The organism is Leifsonia sp. L25, from assembly GCF_050632895.1.
In genome coordinates, this window is the sequence record NZ_JBODRZ010000005.1 from 74,560 (window position 1) to 88,955 (window position 14,396).

Consider the following 14,396-nt stretch of genomic DNA (forward strand, 5'->3'; position numbering starts at 1 on the left):
AATGCGATGGATGCGCTGGTAAGCGCACGGCTATCCAACCCCTGCGAACAGGGGTAGACCAAGCATGGCTTCCTGAGAAACCTTTCAGGATTGGGGGCGGCGTCCGCGAGATCGTGTCCGCGTACGAGGCGGGCTGGTGCGACGGCGACGCCGAGGTGCGGTTGTTACGGTGGAACACATGACCACGATCGAGATCGACGTCGCGACCGCGCTCGACAGCACCGACCTGGACGCTATCCGCTTGCTGCTGCCGCAACTCTCCCGCTCCTCCACATTCGACGAGGAGCGCCTCGTCGCGATGCTGAACCACCCCGGCACCGATCTGCTGGTCGCCCGCTCCGACGGTGTGGTCGCCGGGATAGCGACGCTGGCGTCGTTCCCGCTTGCGACCGGCTGGCGAGGTCATGTGGACGACGTGGTGGTGGACGACGCTCATCGCGGGCAGGGCATCGCCCGGAGACTGCTCGAGGCGATCATCCAGCTCGCCGAGGCGCGGGGACTTCGGACGCTGGACCTGACCTCACGACCGAGCCGCCGGGCGGCGATCGCGCTGTACGAGTCGGTGGGATTCGTGCGACGGGACTCGACGCTGATGCGGTACGCCGGCGTGCGGGACTAGGGTCCTCGACGCCGCAGCTCACCGAGGTGTACGGCACGATCATGGATGTCGTGGAGGTGGGCCCGCCGAGCGCGGCGGTGCGAACGTCACCGCCCCGCTCCCGGTGAGAGACTAGCGGAGGGCCGCGCCCAGAATCCGGTCAGCCGCGGCGTGCGCGCGACGTGCCCCCGCGGTCATGACCGCGAGTCCGCGGCCGCGAACGACCGCAGCACCCGGCTCGCCACCGCCGCCACATCGTCGGCGCTCGTGTCGACCACGTCACCCTCGATGCCTGCGGAGTCGAGGATCGCCGTCAGCTCTGCGGCGCGGGCCAGATGCCAGGCCAGCCCGTCCGGATCGCCCACGTGCCGCGCCCGGAGCCGTCCCTCGATCGCCTCAGCGTCGGCGGTCAGCCGCACGAAGGTCGCCGAGCCTCCGGCCGCCCGCCGGAACCGTTCCGCGTCCTCCCGGGATTCGATGACCCCGGCGACGATGACCACCCGGGCGCCGGCCGCGCCGAAGTTCGCGACCAGGGCGGCCAGGTTCGCGAGCTGCAGCCCGAGGTTGAACGGGTCGCCGGCCGCGGCAGGACGGAACCGGCGGATCTCGTCGAGGTCGACGACGGCGTGCGGCCGCGTCTCGAGGTCGCTCAGCGCGTCGGCCACCGAGGTCTTGCCCACACCGACCGTGCCGTTCAGGAACACTGCGTGCATCCCGCGATTCTCGCAGGCCCGACTCCCCGAGCTGGGCCGAGTGAGCGCCCACAGCCGCGAGCTCCCAGCCATCGTCTTCGGGCGCTCTACGTCCACGCTCTTGCACGCACTCCGCCTGAACGAAAAAACCCCCGGAATTCCGGGGGTTTCGTGGTGGGCGATACTGGGATCGAACCAGTGACCTCTTCCGTGTCAGGGAAGCGCGCTACCGCTGCGCCAATCGCCCAGAACCTGAGTTGCTCAGGATCGAGGTGGATACGGGATTCGAACCCGTGTATACGGCTTTGCAGGCCGCTGCCTCGCCTCTCGGCCAATCCACCGAAGCCACACAACACGGAAAAACCGTACCGTATTCGAGAGGCCTGGAATCCAGAGATACCAGGCCGACTCGAGCGGATGACGAGACTCGAACTCGCGACCCTCACCTTGGCAAGGTGATGCGCTACCAACTGCGCTACATCCGCATTTCGCGCCCCGGTCTCCCGCGGCACTTGAATGACTTTAGCCGATCCCCGGGCCGATGACCAAACCGGACGCGCCGGCCGGGTGTGTCGCATGACGCAACGCGCGGCGCGCGAGGCCGATGTGCAATCGGGGGCCGCCGTCGGCTAGTATCGAGTCTCGCAGCCGGAATCCTCGGCCGCGAATCCACGGGCGATTGGCGCAGTTGGTAGCGCGCTTCCTTCACACGGAAGAGGTCATCAGTTCGAGTCTGGTATCGCCCACCGTCGAAGAACCCCTCGGTCAGCCGAGGGGTTCTTCGTTTGTGTGGGTAACCCGATGTCACCCGGCTTCGCCTCAGGAAGCCACAGCATTGCTCCTCGGGCTCGGGATCGTATGGCCTCGCGATCATTTTCCGGCTCCCTCGTCTACAGGTTCGGCCTCGCTTTCCACCGTTAGGGCGGCTGCTCAACCGCTCCAGCAGCCGCTCGGAGCGGGTGTCTTGCCGGAGTCCCGCCGGAGGGTATGTGCTGGGTCCCATCAACACGATGAGCACATTTTCTGGGAGGGCATGATGGAAACTTCGACGTACTTAGGTACCGACATCGCGGGGATGATGCACGCAGCTCGTGCGGAGGCGCGACGCATCACGGAAGCCAACAAGGGCGACTACGTGAGCGACCACAAGGCGATCCTCGAGCGGCTGGAGACGGCAGAGCTGATCACCGATGAAGAGGTGCAGACCCTTCTCGACCTCTACGTGCTCGGGTATGAAGCCGGTGAAGGAAAGGGCGACCCCCAACGCGCGTTCTTCGAGTCGCGCCAGGTCTACGACAGGCTCGCCGCGAGCGGCAAAGCCAGTCCCGTGGCACTGGTCGTCGCGTCCGCCGCCGTCGGCTCATTCGACGTCTCCGTGAACCCCGAGGGATCCACCACGGTCAGCATCGCCCGGGTCAGCTACGGCTCGAGCTTGGCGGGCATCGGCGCCGGCATCGGCTCGCTTCTCGGCGGCCCTGCCGGCGGCGTACTCGGCGGTGCGATCGGAGGACTGATCGGGGGCATCATCGATGACAAGAAGGGGAAGAAGTAGGTGCAGCGCGGGATGTCCCGAAAGCTGATCCTCCGACCTCCGAAGCTCAGTACCCGATCACGCCCGTGAAGTCCGGCGAACCGTCCGGCCTCGCCGGCAGCGGGGTGCCATTGACGTAGCGCGGCCACTCCAGGCGGTATCCGCCGGCCGGTGACAGCACGTTCGGGTACGCGGACGGCGGCGCGGCGGGAGCCGGAGCGGGAGCAGGCGGCGCGCCAACAGGCGGCGCGGCGACAGACGGCGCGGCAGCAGACGGCGCGGCAGGACCAGGCGCCGCCGCCGGGGCAGGCGCCGCAGCCGGTGCGTACGCAGCAGGCGGAGCGTACGCGGCAGGCGCCACTCCCCCGTCTTTCGCCGTCTTCGGCCCGAACAGCGAATACGTCAACGGGATGAGGATCGTCCCCAGCGCGTCCAGGATCGCGATCGTCGCCACCATCCGCCAGTACGCCTCCGAGAACTCCACGCGGTCGAACACGAGCGGCGCCGCCAACCCCACCGTGAGCGCGCCGACCAGGACCAGCGTGCAGACCGTCACCTTCGACATGATCGGCCCGGTGAAGCGCTGCTGCGTGTTCAGGACCAGGTGGATGTGCAGGAGGCCGAGCCGCACCACCACAACAAGCGCGATCCAACCGAAGAAGCCCCAGGAGGACGTGCCGGGCATGCCCTCCGGCCCGGACGCGCCGTCCAGCGCCGGCGCCCAGAGCTTCACCAACCCGTCGAGCAGCAGGAACGCCGACAGCGTCACCGAGACCGCTCCGAACCAGGGCGCCCGGCGCGCAGACACGTCCGCGTCGTACCAGGACACCAGCGAGAAGAACACCAGCAGTGCGATCGTACCGATCAGCCGCCAGCAGGTGTCGTCCCACCGTCCGATGATCACGGCGTACACGCCGACGAGCGCGGCGGCGATCAGGGAGCCGATCACGATCCGCGGGAGCAGGTGGCGCACCCACGCGAAGCGGTTCGTCTCGGGAGGGAGGGCGCCGGTCAGGTCCGTCATGACTCGAACGCTATCCACCGACCCGGAACCGCAGAATCCGTGCCAGTACGGTATTCGCTCCGCGCTACCCCGCGCGCCGACTCGGATGCGGGGCACGAAGGACCAGTTCTGGGCGACCCGGGCGGGAGCATCACTTCCGGCTCCGGAGGCCGCTGCGCTAGTCCGCGCCCGGGAGCGCGCGCAGCGCCGCCACGAGCTGCCCGGTGTCCGGCATCCCGCGCAACCCCGCCGGAGTGACGTAGACGCGGCAGGCGAGCTCCCGGACGGGCTCGCCGTCCGGGAAGAGGTCGGCGCCGTCCACGACGATCGTGGGCGACCCGGCGAACGCTGTGCCGGCGAGCTGGGCGGAGTCCTCCAGGAGGCGGTACTGCACCGCCGCGTCGATCCCCGCCTCTGCGAGCGCGACCTCCAGCCGCGCCCCGGTCTCCCGCCAGCTCGGGCACTCCTCGATGTGCAGCACCTCGACGCGCATACCCCAACCTTACGTTCCGTGACACGCCCGGATGCACTCGCCGCCGCGGTGCCCCATCCTTGGTCGATGAGCTTCGAACCGGCCCGACCCCTGGAGCAGCTGTTCGCGTCCCGTTCGAGCATCAAGTGGCGCCGCTACCCGGCGGACGTGCTGCCGGTCTTCGTCGCCGAGATGGACTTCGACGTCGAGCCGGCCATCCTCGACCGCGTCGCCGAGACGCTCCGCAACTCGGACACCGGGTACCTCGACTCGGCCGGCCCGCTCGCCCCGCCTTCGCGGACTTCGCCTGGAGTTCGTGGTCGTGGGGCGTCGACCCGGAATGGGTGCACCTGGCAACCGACGTGACGGTGGGCGTGGTCGAGACCCTGCGGCTGGTGCTTCCGGAGGCCGGCGGGCGCGTCGTCCTGACGCCTCCCGTCTATCCGCCGTTCTTCGAGATGATCGAGGAGGCCGACGCCGTCGCGATCACGGTTCCGCTCCGCGAGGACGCCGGCTGGACGCTCGACCTCGACGGGCTGGAGGCCGCCTTCGCCGCGGGAGCCGATGCCCTGCTGCTCTGCAACCCGCAGAACCCGACCGGCCGATGTCACAGCCGGCGCACCCTGGAGGCGCTCGCCCGCCTCGCCGCCCGCTACGGGGTGTTCATCGTCAGCGACGAGGTGCACGCCCCGCTCGCCCACCCGGGCGCCCGCTTCACGCCGTTCGCGCCCATCGCCCGGGCCGCCGACGCCCGCGCCGTCACCGTGACCTCCGCCAGCAAGGCGTGGAACCTCGCCGGGCTCAAGTGCGCGGTCATCGTCGCCGCCGAGCCCGACACCGCCGACCTGCTCACCCGGCTGCCCGAGGAGCTCGCCGCGCGCACCAGCATCCTCGGCCTCCATGCCAACGTCGCGGCGCTGTCCTGCCTGCGCTGGCGCGACGGACTGCTCGATCAGCTCATGACGAACCTCCGACTGCTGGAGTCCGAGCTCGCCGTGCACGCACCGTCGGTGCGGGTGGTCCGGCCCGACGCCGGCTACCTCGCGTGGCTGGACTTCCGGGAGACCTCGCTCGGCGACGACCCCGCGCGCGCGCTGATCGACACCGGCCGGGTCGCCCTCAACTCGGGTCTCGCTTTCGGCGAGCAGGGCCGCGGCTTCGCCCGCATCAACCTCGCCTGCGACCCCAGCACGGTCGTTGAGGCCGTCCGCCGCATCGCCGCGACCGTCGCCGCGGCGGCTCCGGCGCTCGCCCGCGCGTAAGTCGCCCTCCGCGCAATCCCGGACATTCGTCACGAACCTCGTCGAGCCTTGTCGCGACATTCGTGACGAATCGCGCGAATGGCGCGCGCATTCGCGACATTCGGCACGAAGGTCGCCGCAGCGCGGACGCGCGATTCGGCACGAATGTCGCGGAGCTACGCCTCCAGCGCCTGACGCAGGTCGGCGATGATGTCGCGGGCGCTCTCGATGCCGATCGAGAGCCGCACGAGGCCGGGCGTGATCCCGGCCGCCAGCCGCTCCTCCTCGGTGAGCTTGGCGTGGATGGTGCTGCCCAGGTGGATGGCGAGCGTGCGCACGTCGCCGATGTGCGTCATCGGGCTGACCAGGCGCAGCGCGTCGAGGAACCGACGCGCGGCCTCCCTCCCGCCCGCCAGGTCGATCGAGACGATGGAGCCCGCGCCGAGAGGCAGGTATCGCTCCGCGAGCGCGTGAAACGGATCGTCCGCGAGCCCCGGGTAGAACACGCGCGACACCTCGGGCCGCCCGGCCAGGAACTCCGCCACTTCCTGCGCGTTGGCGACGTGTCGGTCCATCCGCACCGACAGCGTCTCGATGCCGTGCAGGAGCAGGAAGGTGCTGAGCGGGGGCACCGTCGGGCCGTACTCCAGCACGATGACCGTGCGCAGGTAGGCCAGGTACGCGCCGGCGCCGAACCGGTCCACGAACGAGGGGACGCCCGGCCGCGGCGGCTCGGTGAGCTGCGGGAAGCGGTCGGCGTGCGCCGACCAGTCGAACCGGCCGCCGTCGACCACCGCGCCGCCGATCACGGAGCCGTGCCCGGACAGCCACTTGGAGGTCGAGTGCACGACGATGTCCGCGCCGTCCTCGATCGGCCGCCAGAGGTACGGCGTCGGCACCGTGTTGTCCACGACGAGCGGGACGCCGGCCGCGTGCGCGATCCCGGCCAGCCGCTCGATGTCGACCACCTGGTTCAGCGGGTTCGGCAGCGTCTCGGTGTACACGGCCTTCGTGTTCGGCCGGAACCGCGTCGCCCACTCCGCGTCCGACGCGTCGTCGTCCACGTACTCGAACGCGATCCCCTGCCGCTTGAGGATGCCGCGGAACATCTCCCGCGTCCCCTCGTACAGCGAGCGGGTGGCGAGGATGTGGTCGCCTGCCTCGGCGAGCCCGTTGATCGCCGCGGCGATGGCGGCCTGCCCGCTGGAGACCACGATCCCGTCGACGCCGCCCTCCAGGTCGGCGATGCGCCGCCCCGCCACCGCGTTGGTCGGGTTGTCGTTGCGCGAGTACGCGCGGAACCCGCTGCGGCCGGCGAAGCGGTCCTCGCCGTCGTCGAAGTCGTCGAAGACGTAGCCGGCGGTCTGGTAGATCGGCGTGACGCGAGCCCGGGTCTCGGCGTCGACCACCGCTCCGGCGTGGATCTGCCGGGTCTCGAAGTCGAGCGGGCGCGAACAGTCGTCAGGCATGCCGACACTGTAGTGACGCGGGCGGGGAGCCGTGCACTTCCCGTTCACTGTTCGTCACGGAGGCACCGTTCGTCACCGACGCCGCTCAGCTCCAGCCGTACAGCGTCCGCAGGGCGGTGCGCACGGTCGCGAACCGGCGGGCGTCGAGCGCGGCGGCCTCCCGGCGCATCCCCGTGCGGTGCACACGGAACACCCGGTCGAGCCTGACGAAGCTCGGCCGGCCCTGGCCGTCCCAGTCGCCCGCGCCGATCGCGAGGTACTCCGGACGCCCGGGGTGCGCCTGGCTGGTAAGCGCGACCGCGATCAGGCTGCCGGAGGGCTCGGCCGCCACCACGAGCACCGGGCGGTCCTTGCCGCGGCCGTCGTCCTCCTCATACGGCACCCACGTCCAGACGATCTCGCCGGGGTCGGGCTCGCCGTCCGTCCTCGGGTTGTAGGAGGTGCGCAGGCCCTTCAGCCGGCGCGGGTCGACCTGGACCGTCGCGTCGACGCCGCCGCGCCCCGGCTCCAGGCGGGGGACGCGGCCGGAGCGGGTGGGCGCGACCCGGAACGCCGGCCGTTCAGTCTTCCGCGCCGCCCGCCGGAACAGTCGCGCGATCGCGTCGAGGAGTCGGCTCACTCGTGGCACGATAGCGGATCCGGGTGAGGCCCAGCGTGAAGCGCAGCGCCAGCGCCAGCAGCAGGGAGACCACGAAGGAACCGATCAGCACGGTGAACCCGGCGATCGCCTGGGCCGTGAACAGGTCGAAGTTGCCGCTGTCCACCATCCCGCCGCCCGCCGCGAACAGCCCGAGGTAGAGGAGGCCGACCATGCTCGCGACCGTCACGATGACGATCAGCGCCATCGACGCGCCGAATCGCGCCCGGGCGGCGAGGTCGACCATCGTGGCGCACGCCACGGCCGCGATCGCGCCGAGCAGCAGCGACCAGCCGACGGTCAGGACCCCGGCGGCGGGCGTGATCGCCACCAGCCCGGAGAATGCGCCGCACAGCGCGCTCACGGTGGTCGGCCGCCGCAACAGCACCCGGTCGACGACCATCCAGGCCAGGCAGCCCCCGGCGGAGGCGACGAAGGCGTTGTTCGCGATCAGGCCGGTGTAGGAGTCCACCGCCCCCTCCGATCCGACGACCAACCCGAGCCAGCCGACCCAGACCAGCGTCCCTCCGATCGCGATGGCCGGGAAGCTGCGCTGCTCCGGAGGCCGGTGCTCGCCCCGGCCGCACGCCAGGATGACGCCCGCCGCCGCCGACCCCGCGGCCACGCCGATGGGCAGCGCTCCCCCGAAGTCGATCACCCCGAGCACGCCGGTCGCCCAGCCGTCGTCCAGCGCGAATACGGCGTAGCCCGCCGGGTACAGCACCAGTACCGACCAGAGCACCGTGAAGACCAGCCACGCGCGCAACGTGATCCGCGAGGCGACGGCGACGCCCACGATCGCGACCGACACCGCTGCCGCCGCGAGGATCGCGCCCGCCCTGGCCACGGTGTAGAGCTCGGGCCGGTGCGAGGCCACGCCGAAGCCGCCGGCGAGGTCGAGCGACGGTGCGCCGAGCATGTGCGCCAGCCACGGCCGTCCGGCGAGCATCCCGTAGCCGCCTGCGACGCCGAGCAGGATGGTCGCCGCCGTGCCGGTCAGGGCGAACTTCATGGCCCGGGAGGTCGTGGAGCTTCCGCCGAGCCCGCCGACGAAGAACGCGAGGCCGAACGGGACGAGCAGCGTCAGCGCCCCGCAGACGAACAGCAGCAGGGTGTCGACCTGCTCGCTCGTCGCGGTCATCCCGCTCCCTTCCGCCTCAATGCAAGCATTACCCTAGCGGCCGCCGGGACGCGGAACGGGGCGCCGCCCGCAGGCGGCACCCCGTTCGCGGATGCTCGTTGGTGCGAGACGGTCAGACCGTCTCGAGCGAGTAGCCCTCCTCGCCGTGCACCACGGTGTCGACGCCGGCCAGCTCGTCCTCGTTCTTGATCCGGAAGCCCATCGTCTTCTGGATGACCCAGCCGATCGCGTAGGCCAGCACGAAGGAGTAGATCAGGACGCTGAACGCGCCGATCGCCTGCGCCCCGAGCTGCACCAGGCTCCCGCCGTACCAGAGGCTGGAGAACGGCTTGGTGGCGTCGCCGCCGATGTGGGTGAACCCGAAGACACCGATCCACAGCGTTCCGATGATGCCGCCGATGAGGTGGATGCCGACCACGTCGAGCGAGTCGTCGAAGCCGAGCTTGAACTTCAGGTCGATCGCGACGGCGCAGACCGCGCCGGCGACCAGGCCGAGCAGGATCGCGAAGCCCGGGGTCAGGATGTTACAGGCCGGGGTGATCGCGACCAGGCCGGCGACCGCTCCCGAGGCCGCACCGATCGAGGTGGGCTTGCCGTCCTTGATCTTCTCGACGATCAGCCAGCCGATGGTCGCGGCGGCCGGGGCGGCGAGGGTGTTGATCCAGGCGATCGCGGCGACGCCGTCGACCGCGGCCTCCGAGCCGGCGTTGAAGCCGAACCAGCCGAACCACAGCAGCGCGGCGCCGAGAAGCGTCAGCGGCACGTTGTGCGGCTTGCTCATGCCCTTCTGGAAGCCGACACGCTTGCCGAGCACCAGGGCCAGGGCGAGGCCCGCCGCACCGGCGTTGATGTGCACCGCGGTGCCGCCGGCGAAGTCGTTCACGTGGAGGATGGAGGCGATCCAGCCCTGCGACAGGTTGAACACCCAGAACGCGACCGGGAAGTACACGATCGTCACCCACACGCCGGCGAAGACCATCCAGGCCCCGAACTTGGCACGGTCGGCGATCGCGCCGGAGATCAGCGCGACGGTGATGATGGCGAAGGTGGCCTGGAACCCGGCGAACGCGAGGCCGCCGAGGTCGGGGGTCATGCCGTCCTTGCCCATCAGGCTGCTGAGGAACCAGTCCGGCGTGCCGAGCACGTGCGGAATGAGCGGCTTGCCGAACGAGAGCCCGTAGCCGTAGACGACCCAGAGCACTCCGACGATGGCCATTGCGCCGAAGCTCATCATCATCATGGAGACGACGCTCTTCGCGCGGACCATGCCGCCGTAGAAGAAGGCGACGCCGGGGGTCATCAGCAGGACGAGGGCGGCGGCGACGAGCAGCCACAGGGAGTTCACGGTCCCTGTCGTTGCGTAGTCCGCTGCTGTGTGCAAAACCATGCGAGTCTCTACCTCTCTATGCGACGCCCTGGGGATGGGTTCGGACTCATCGGAGCCGGGTCGGGCGCTTCGGGGTGGAGCCAGTCTGATCGCGGGAGGTTTCGGCGGCAGGATGCTCGTGTTTCGCGGGTGTTACGCATCCCCGCACTGTGTAAACAGTCTGTTTCGGGGCCGTGCGAATCCCCGGGGCGAGCGTCGGGGAGGATGCCCCGGGGCCGCGCGCTACTCGTCGTGCGGGGGAGCTCGCCCGCGGTGAGGGCGATCATGCGCGACATCGAGCGCAGGTACTTCTTGCGGTATCCGCCCCCCAGCATCTCGTCGTCGAAGACCTCGCTGAGCGGAGTGCCGGTCTGCACGACCGGGATCTCCGCGTCGTACACGCGGTCGATGAACGCCACGAGGCGGAGCGCGGCCATCTGGTCGTGCAGCACGTGCACGTCGGCCAGGCCGATCACGTCGACGCCGTCGAGCATCTTGATGTAGCGCGACGGGTGCACCGTGGCGAGGTGGGAGATGAGCCCGTCGAACGTGTCGCTGGTCGCCGTCTCGCCTCGCGCGGTGAGCGCGGCCAGCACCCGGTCGTACTCCCCGTGTCGACGCTGATCGCGTGCCCGGAGGTGTCGCGGCGGCGGTAGTCGAGGCCGTCGATGCGCAGGGTCTGGAAGTTGGCGGAGAGCGACTGGATCTCGCGCAGGAAGTCGCTCGCCGCGAACCGACCCTCGCCGAGAGCGTTCGGCGGCGTGTTGCTCGTGGCCGCGATCCGCGTTCCGGAGGCGACCAGCTCGCCCAGCATCCGGGTCATCATCATGGTGTCGCCCGGGTCGTCCAGCTCGAACTCGTCGATGCAGATCAGGGTGGAGCCTCGCAGGAGGTCGACCGCGCCCGCGTAGCCGAGCGCGCCGACCAGGGCGGTGTACTCGATGAAGGTGCCGAAGTACTTGGGGCCGGGCGCCTCGTGCCAGAGCGCCGCGAGGAGGTGCGTCTTGCCGACGCCGAAGCCGCCGTCGAGGTAGACGCCCGGCTTCATGGCCTCCACCTTGCGGCGGCTGCGGCTGAACAGGCCGGCGGGGCGCTGCGGCTCCCACGACTTGGCGAACAGCTTCAGCGTGGCGACGGCCTCCGACTGCGACGGGTAGTCGTGGTCCGGCCGGTACGACTCGAAGGTGGCGTGCTCGAACTGCGACGGCGGGACGAGGCTCGCCGCGATCTCGGCGCCGGTGATCGCCGGCGAGCGGTCCGCGAGGCGGGGCAGGGCTCCGGTCGTCTCGATCGTCATGTCTGGATGCGCACCTTAGTGTGAAGAAGTGTTGACGGGACGTTCGTCACCCGCTGCGGGCCGCGTAGCCTGGACTCCTGGCCCGCGATTTCGCAGGCTCCCAGCCTAACCCGGAGGATCAGCAGCATGGCCATCGCCCCCGACCCCTCGACCGACTTCGCCGGCTACGCGCACCCCGAACGGCTGGTGAGCACGGGCTGGCTGGCCGAGCACCTCGGCGAGCCCGGCCTGGTCGTGGTGGAGTCGGACGAGGACATCCTCCTCTACGAAACCGGCCACATCCCCGGCTCGGTCAAGATCGACTGGCACACCGACCTCAACGACCCGGTCGTGCGCGACTACGTCAGCTCAGAGCGGTTCGCCGATCTGCTGGGCGGCAAAGGCATCGCGCGCGACACCACCGTCGTCATCTACGGCGACAAGAACAACTGGTGGGCCGCCTACGCGCTCTGGGTCTTCACGCTGTTCGGCCACGAAGACGTCCGCCTGCTCGACGGCGGCCGGGACAAGTGGATCGCGGAGGGCCGCGAGCTCACCCGCGACGTGCCGGCGCCCGCCCCTGTCGAGTACCCGGTGGTGGAGCGCGACGACCACACCATCCGCGCCTTCAAGGACGACGTGCTCGCCCACCTGGGGCTCGTCCGTTCGGGGGAGGGGCGCTGATCGACGTCCGCTCGCCCGAGGAGTACAGCGGCGAGCGCACCGAGATCCCCGGCTACCCCACCGAGGGCGCTCTGCGCGCCGGCCACATCCCGTCGGCCGCTTCGGTGCCGTGGGCGCGCGCCGCCGCCCCGGACGCGACCTTCAAGCGCCGCGCCGACCTCGAGGCCATCTACCTCGGCGACGCGGGCCTCGCGCCCGGCGACGAGGTGGTGGCGTACTGCCGCATCGGCGAGCGCTCCAGCCACACCTGGTTCGTGCTGACCCACCTGCTCGGCTTCGAGAACGTCCGCAACTACGACGGGTCGTGGACGGAGTGGGGCTCGGCCGTGCGCGTGCCGATCGTGACCGGGACGGAGCCGGGCGAGGTCCCGGCACGCTGACCCCGCAGTCAGCGCGCGAAGGTAGCCTTGAAGGATGACCGCCCTCACCGGCACGCTCGCCGAGATCCGCGACGACTTCCAGGCGCTGGAGCAGAACGACCGCCTGCAGATGCTGCTGGAGTTCTCCGACGAGCTGCCCGACCTCCCGGAGCGCTACCGCGACCACCCCGACCTGCTGGAGCGGGTCGAGGAGTGCCAGGCGCCGGTCTTCATCTTCGTGGAGGTCGACGAGCACGACATCGTCCACCTCTACGTGACAGCCCCCAAGGAAGCCCCCACCACGCGCGGCTTCGCGTCGATCCTGGTCCAGGGCCTCGCCGGGCTCACGGCCGACGAGGTGCTCGCTGTGCCGGACGACTTCCCGAACACCCTCGGCCTCACCCAGGCCGTGTCGCCGCTGCGCATCCGCGGGATGTCGGCGCTGCTCGGGCGCACGAAACGCCAGGTGCGGGCGAAGGCGGCGGCGGCGTAGCGCGGGTCAGCCGCGACTGCAGTCTGCGCAGCGCCTGCTCATGGACGGCCGGCCAGCGCGCCGGGACCGCGAACGAGGGCGACAGCACGGCGACCCGATCCCCGGGCCGGGCCCCGGGCCGGGCCGCGGGCGGCACGACCGGAGGGTGCGTTCCGCTCACGCCAGCTCGTCCAGCCACTCCCGGACGACCGAGGTCCACTTCGCCTCGTCGTGGTTCCACAGCTTGGTGTGCAGCGCGACCGTCGAACGGCACGAACGTCACGATGTCGCTGCGCGCCGCGGCGAGAGCGCGAGAGGCGGTGTCGACGGCACGAAGCCGTCGTCCTGACTGTGCAGGATGAGCATCGGGAGGCTGAGGTCCGCCGCCCGCGCCACGAAGTCCATGCTGCGCAGGTCGATCGGTGCGCCCAGGCCGGTGATGGGGCCGCTCCAGGTGGAGGCGATCAGCCGCATCGCGCCCTGTGCGATCGCGTCGGGGAGGCGCAGCATGTTCGCCTGGAACTCGAGCGTGTCGATCCAGTCGACCACCGGCGACTCAAGGATCACGCCGTCGACCAGGTCGAGGTTCTGCGACCGCGTGACCGTCTGCAGCACGACCGCTCCGCCCATCGACCAGCCCATGAGCACGATCGAACGGGCGCCGCGGTCCGCCGCGTACCGGATCGCGGCGTCGATGTCCCGCCATTCGGTGCCGCCGAGGCCGTACCGGCGGTCGGCGCTCTCCGGCGCGTCGCCGTCGTTGCGGTAGGAGGCCAGGAGGCTCGTGTATCCGGCGGCGTGGAACGTCGGCACCGCGCGCAGGCCCTCCTGCCGGGTCGCGCCCCAGCCGTGCACCTGGATGACCCACCGGTCGCCCGACGCGGAGTCGTCGGCCGGGAACACCCAGGCCGGCGCCTGCCCCAGGTCCGTCTCGATCGCCACGCTCTCCACCGGGAGCCCGAGCTCCTCCGGCTCCAGGTAGTAGTACCCGCTGATCCGCGCCCGCCCGGGCCCGAACTCGCCGAAGTGGACGCGCTCCAGTTCGCGCACGACGCTGCCGTCCGTGGTCTCGAGGAGACCGCCGAGCTTCGCGTAGCCCGACTCGGACCCGAACCACAGTCCGAAGCGTCCGGGCATCGCCGCATCCGGGGTGCGCTTGAGCGTGATGGTGCCGAGCGCCTCATCCACGCCGTGCACGAACTCGCGGTGCGGTCGGCGACGGACGGGTGTGATCACCGTCCGGGCCACCCGCGCCACCGCGTAGGCGGCGGACGCCGCCGCGACCAGCGCGAGTCCCCCGGCGATGGTCGCGCCGACACCGATCGCCTTCCCGAGTGCCCGGTTCCCGCCCGATCCGCTGCGCGTGCTCGCCATGCCCGACAGCGTAGCCGTGCCCGTGCGCCGCCGCCTTCAGGAGTTCGCCAGGCGGCGTGCCTTACTGTCGCGAGCCCCCGA

At 70.7% G+C, this 14,396-nt stretch carries 13 protein-coding genes, 4 tRNA genes and 2 pseudogenes; 7 read left to right on the forward strand and 12 right to left on the reverse strand.

Annotated elements, in window-relative coordinates; genetic code table 11:
* Nucleotides 1-178 precede the first annotated feature (178 nt).
* On the forward strand, nucleotides 179-619 hold the full coding sequence (locus ACRAWC_RS26115) for an N-acetyltransferase family protein (RefSeq protein ID WP_431350084.1): 441 nt from the start codon (nucleotides 179-181) through the stop codon (nucleotides 617-619).
* A gap of 173 nt (nucleotides 620-792) precedes the next feature.
* Here the strand turns inward: ACRAWC_RS26115 and ACRAWC_RS26120 are convergent, their stop codons facing one another.
* From ACRAWC_RS26120 to ACRAWC_RS26135, 4 genes are all read right to left on the reverse strand, one after another.
* Entirely contained in the window at nucleotides 793-1,311 is a 519-nt protein-coding gene (locus ACRAWC_RS26120) for an AAA family ATPase (RefSeq protein ID WP_431350085.1), read from the reverse strand.
* Between the two features lie 151 nt (nucleotides 1,312-1,462).
* Nucleotides 1,463-1,537 (reverse strand) — tRNA-Val (locus ACRAWC_RS26125).
* 23 nt (nucleotides 1,538-1,560) lie between these two features.
* Nucleotides 1,561-1,631 (reverse strand) — tRNA-Cys (locus ACRAWC_RS26130).
* A 71-nt stretch (nucleotides 1,632-1,702) separates the two neighbouring features.
* A tRNA-Gly gene (locus ACRAWC_RS26135) sits at nucleotides 1,703-1,775 on the reverse strand.
* A 188-nt stretch (nucleotides 1,776-1,963) separates the two neighbouring features.
* Between ACRAWC_RS26135 and ACRAWC_RS26140 the strand changes: the two genes are divergently transcribed.
* A tRNA-Val gene (locus tag ACRAWC_RS26140) sits at nucleotides 1,964-2,036 on the forward strand.
* Nucleotides 2,037-2,326: 290 nt separating this feature from the next.
* Complete coding sequence (locus tag ACRAWC_RS26145) at nucleotides 2,327-2,842, forward strand: hypothetical protein (protein WP_431350086.1); 516 nt, start codon at nucleotides 2,327-2,329, stop codon at nucleotides 2,840-2,842.
* Nucleotides 2,843-2,888: 46 nt separating this feature from the next.
* Here the strand turns inward: ACRAWC_RS26145 and ACRAWC_RS26150 are convergent, their stop codons facing one another.
* Entirely contained in the window at nucleotides 2,889-3,845 is a 957-nt protein-coding gene (locus tag ACRAWC_RS26150) for a hypothetical protein (protein WP_431350087.1), read from the reverse strand.
* 157 nt (nucleotides 3,846-4,002) lie between these two features.
* The gene (locus ACRAWC_RS26155) at nucleotides 4,003-4,317 is read right to left on the reverse strand and encodes a thioredoxin family protein (RefSeq protein WP_431350088.1); all 315 of its coding nucleotides are present in this window, start codon (nucleotides 4,315-4,317) and stop codon (nucleotides 4,003-4,005) included.
* A gap of 66 nt (nucleotides 4,318-4,383) precedes the next feature.
* Between ACRAWC_RS26155 and ACRAWC_RS26160 the strand changes: the two genes are divergently transcribed.
* Together ACRAWC_RS26160 and ACRAWC_RS26165 are read left to right on the forward strand one after the other, a co-directional pair.
* Entirely contained in the window at nucleotides 4,384-4,662 is a 279-nt protein-coding gene (locus ACRAWC_RS26160; protein WP_431350089.1) for a hypothetical protein, read from the forward strand.
* The gene (locus ACRAWC_RS26165; RefSeq protein ID WP_431350090.1) at nucleotides 4,641-5,558 is read left to right on the forward strand and encodes a MalY/PatB family protein; all 918 of its coding nucleotides are present in this window, start codon (nucleotides 4,641-4,643) and stop codon (nucleotides 5,556-5,558) included. The genes ACRAWC_RS26160 and ACRAWC_RS26165 overlap by 22 nt, the downstream gene beginning before the upstream one ends.
* A gap of 155 nt (nucleotides 5,559-5,713) precedes the next feature.
* Here ACRAWC_RS26165 and ACRAWC_RS26170 read toward each other — a convergent pair whose 3' ends face one another.
* The 5 genes and pseudogenes from ACRAWC_RS26170 to zapE all read right to left on the reverse strand — a co-directional run.
* Complete coding sequence (locus tag ACRAWC_RS26170) at nucleotides 5,714-7,006, reverse strand: O-acetylhomoserine aminocarboxypropyltransferase/cysteine synthase family protein (RefSeq protein WP_431350091.1); 1,293 nt, start codon at nucleotides 7,004-7,006, stop codon at nucleotides 5,714-5,716.
* An 85-nt stretch (nucleotides 7,007-7,091) separates the two neighbouring features.
* Nucleotides 7,092-7,625 carry a type II toxin-antitoxin system PemK/MazF family toxin gene (locus ACRAWC_RS26175; RefSeq protein WP_431350092.1) on the reverse strand — a complete coding sequence of 178 codons (534 nt, stop codon included), beginning with the start codon at nucleotides 7,623-7,625 and terminating at the stop codon, nucleotides 7,092-7,094.
* Complete coding sequence (locus tag ACRAWC_RS26180; RefSeq protein WP_431350093.1) at nucleotides 7,567-8,784, reverse strand: ammonium transporter; 1,218 nt, start codon at nucleotides 8,782-8,784, stop codon at nucleotides 7,567-7,569. The genes ACRAWC_RS26175 and ACRAWC_RS26180 overlap by 59 nt, the downstream gene beginning before the upstream one ends.
* Nucleotides 8,785-8,896: 112 nt before the next feature.
* Nucleotides 8,897-10,171, reverse strand: coding sequence for an ammonium transporter (locus ACRAWC_RS26185; protein ID WP_431350094.1), 1,275 nt, complete (start codon nucleotides 10,169-10,171; stop codon nucleotides 8,897-8,899).
* A gap of 248 nt (nucleotides 10,172-10,419) precedes the next feature.
* A pseudogene (gene zapE, locus ACRAWC_RS26190) lies at nucleotides 10,420-11,447 on the reverse strand (cell division protein ZapE); the annotation flags it as partial.
* Nucleotides 11,448-11,573: 126 nt separating this feature from the next.
* Between zapE and ACRAWC_RS26195 the strand changes: the two are divergent.
* A pseudogene (locus tag ACRAWC_RS26195) lies at nucleotides 11,574-12,490 on the forward strand (sulfurtransferase).
* 34 nt (nucleotides 12,491-12,524) lie between these two features.
* Nucleotides 12,525-12,962 carry a SufE family protein gene (locus ACRAWC_RS26200; protein WP_431350095.1) on the forward strand — a complete coding sequence of 146 codons (438 nt, stop codon included), beginning with the start codon at nucleotides 12,525-12,527 and terminating at the stop codon, nucleotides 12,960-12,962.
* Nucleotides 12,963-13,220: 258 nt separating this feature from the next.
* On the opposite strand, the gene ACRAWC_RS26205 is transcribed toward ACRAWC_RS26200, so the two are convergent.
* Entirely contained in the window at nucleotides 13,221-14,315 is a 1,095-nt protein-coding gene (locus tag ACRAWC_RS26205; protein WP_431350096.1) for an alpha/beta hydrolase family protein, read from the reverse strand.
* Nucleotides 14,316-14,396: the final 81 nt, after the last annotated feature.

Excerpts from the sequence above, each read along its gene's own strand:
- ACRAWC_RS26185 (WP_431350094.1), bottom strand. The coding sequence starts at position 10,171 with ATGGTTTTGCACACAGCAGCGGACTACGCAACGACAGGGACCGTGAAC.
- ACRAWC_RS26205 (WP_431350096.1), bottom strand. The coding sequence starts at position 14,315 with ATGGCGAGCACGCGCAGCGGATCGGGCGGGAACCGGGCACTCGGGAAG.
- ACRAWC_RS26160 (WP_431350089.1), top strand. The coding sequence starts at position 4,384 with ATGAGCTTCGAACCGGCCCGACCCCTGGAGCAGCTGTTCGCGTCCCGT.
- ACRAWC_RS26115 (WP_431350084.1), top strand. The coding sequence starts at position 179 with ATGACCACGATCGAGATCGACGTCGCGACCGCGCTCGACAGCACCGAC.
- ACRAWC_RS26120 (WP_431350085.1), bottom strand. The coding sequence starts at position 1,311 with ATGCACGCAGTGTTCCTGAACGGCACGGTCGGTGTGGGCAAGACCTCG.
- ACRAWC_RS26150 (WP_431350087.1), bottom strand. The coding sequence starts at position 3,845 with ATGACGGACCTGACCGGCGCCCTCCCTCCCGAGACGAACCGCTTCGCG.
- ACRAWC_RS26170 (WP_431350091.1), bottom strand. The coding sequence starts at position 7,006 with ATGCCTGACGACTGTTCGCGCCCGCTCGACTTCGAGACCCGGCAGATC.
- ACRAWC_RS26200 (WP_431350095.1), top strand. The coding sequence starts at position 12,525 with ATGACCGCCCTCACCGGCACGCTCGCCGAGATCCGCGACGACTTCCAG.
- ACRAWC_RS26145 (WP_431350086.1), top strand. The coding sequence starts at position 2,327 with ATGGAAACTTCGACGTACTTAGGTACCGACATCGCGGGGATGATGCAC.
- ACRAWC_RS26155 (WP_431350088.1), bottom strand. The coding sequence starts at position 4,317 with ATGCGCGTCGAGGTGCTGCACATCGAGGAGTGCCCGAGCTGGCGGGAG.
- ACRAWC_RS26180 (WP_431350093.1), bottom strand. The coding sequence starts at position 8,784 with ATGACCGCGACGAGCGAGCAGGTCGACACCCTGCTGCTGTTCGTCTGC.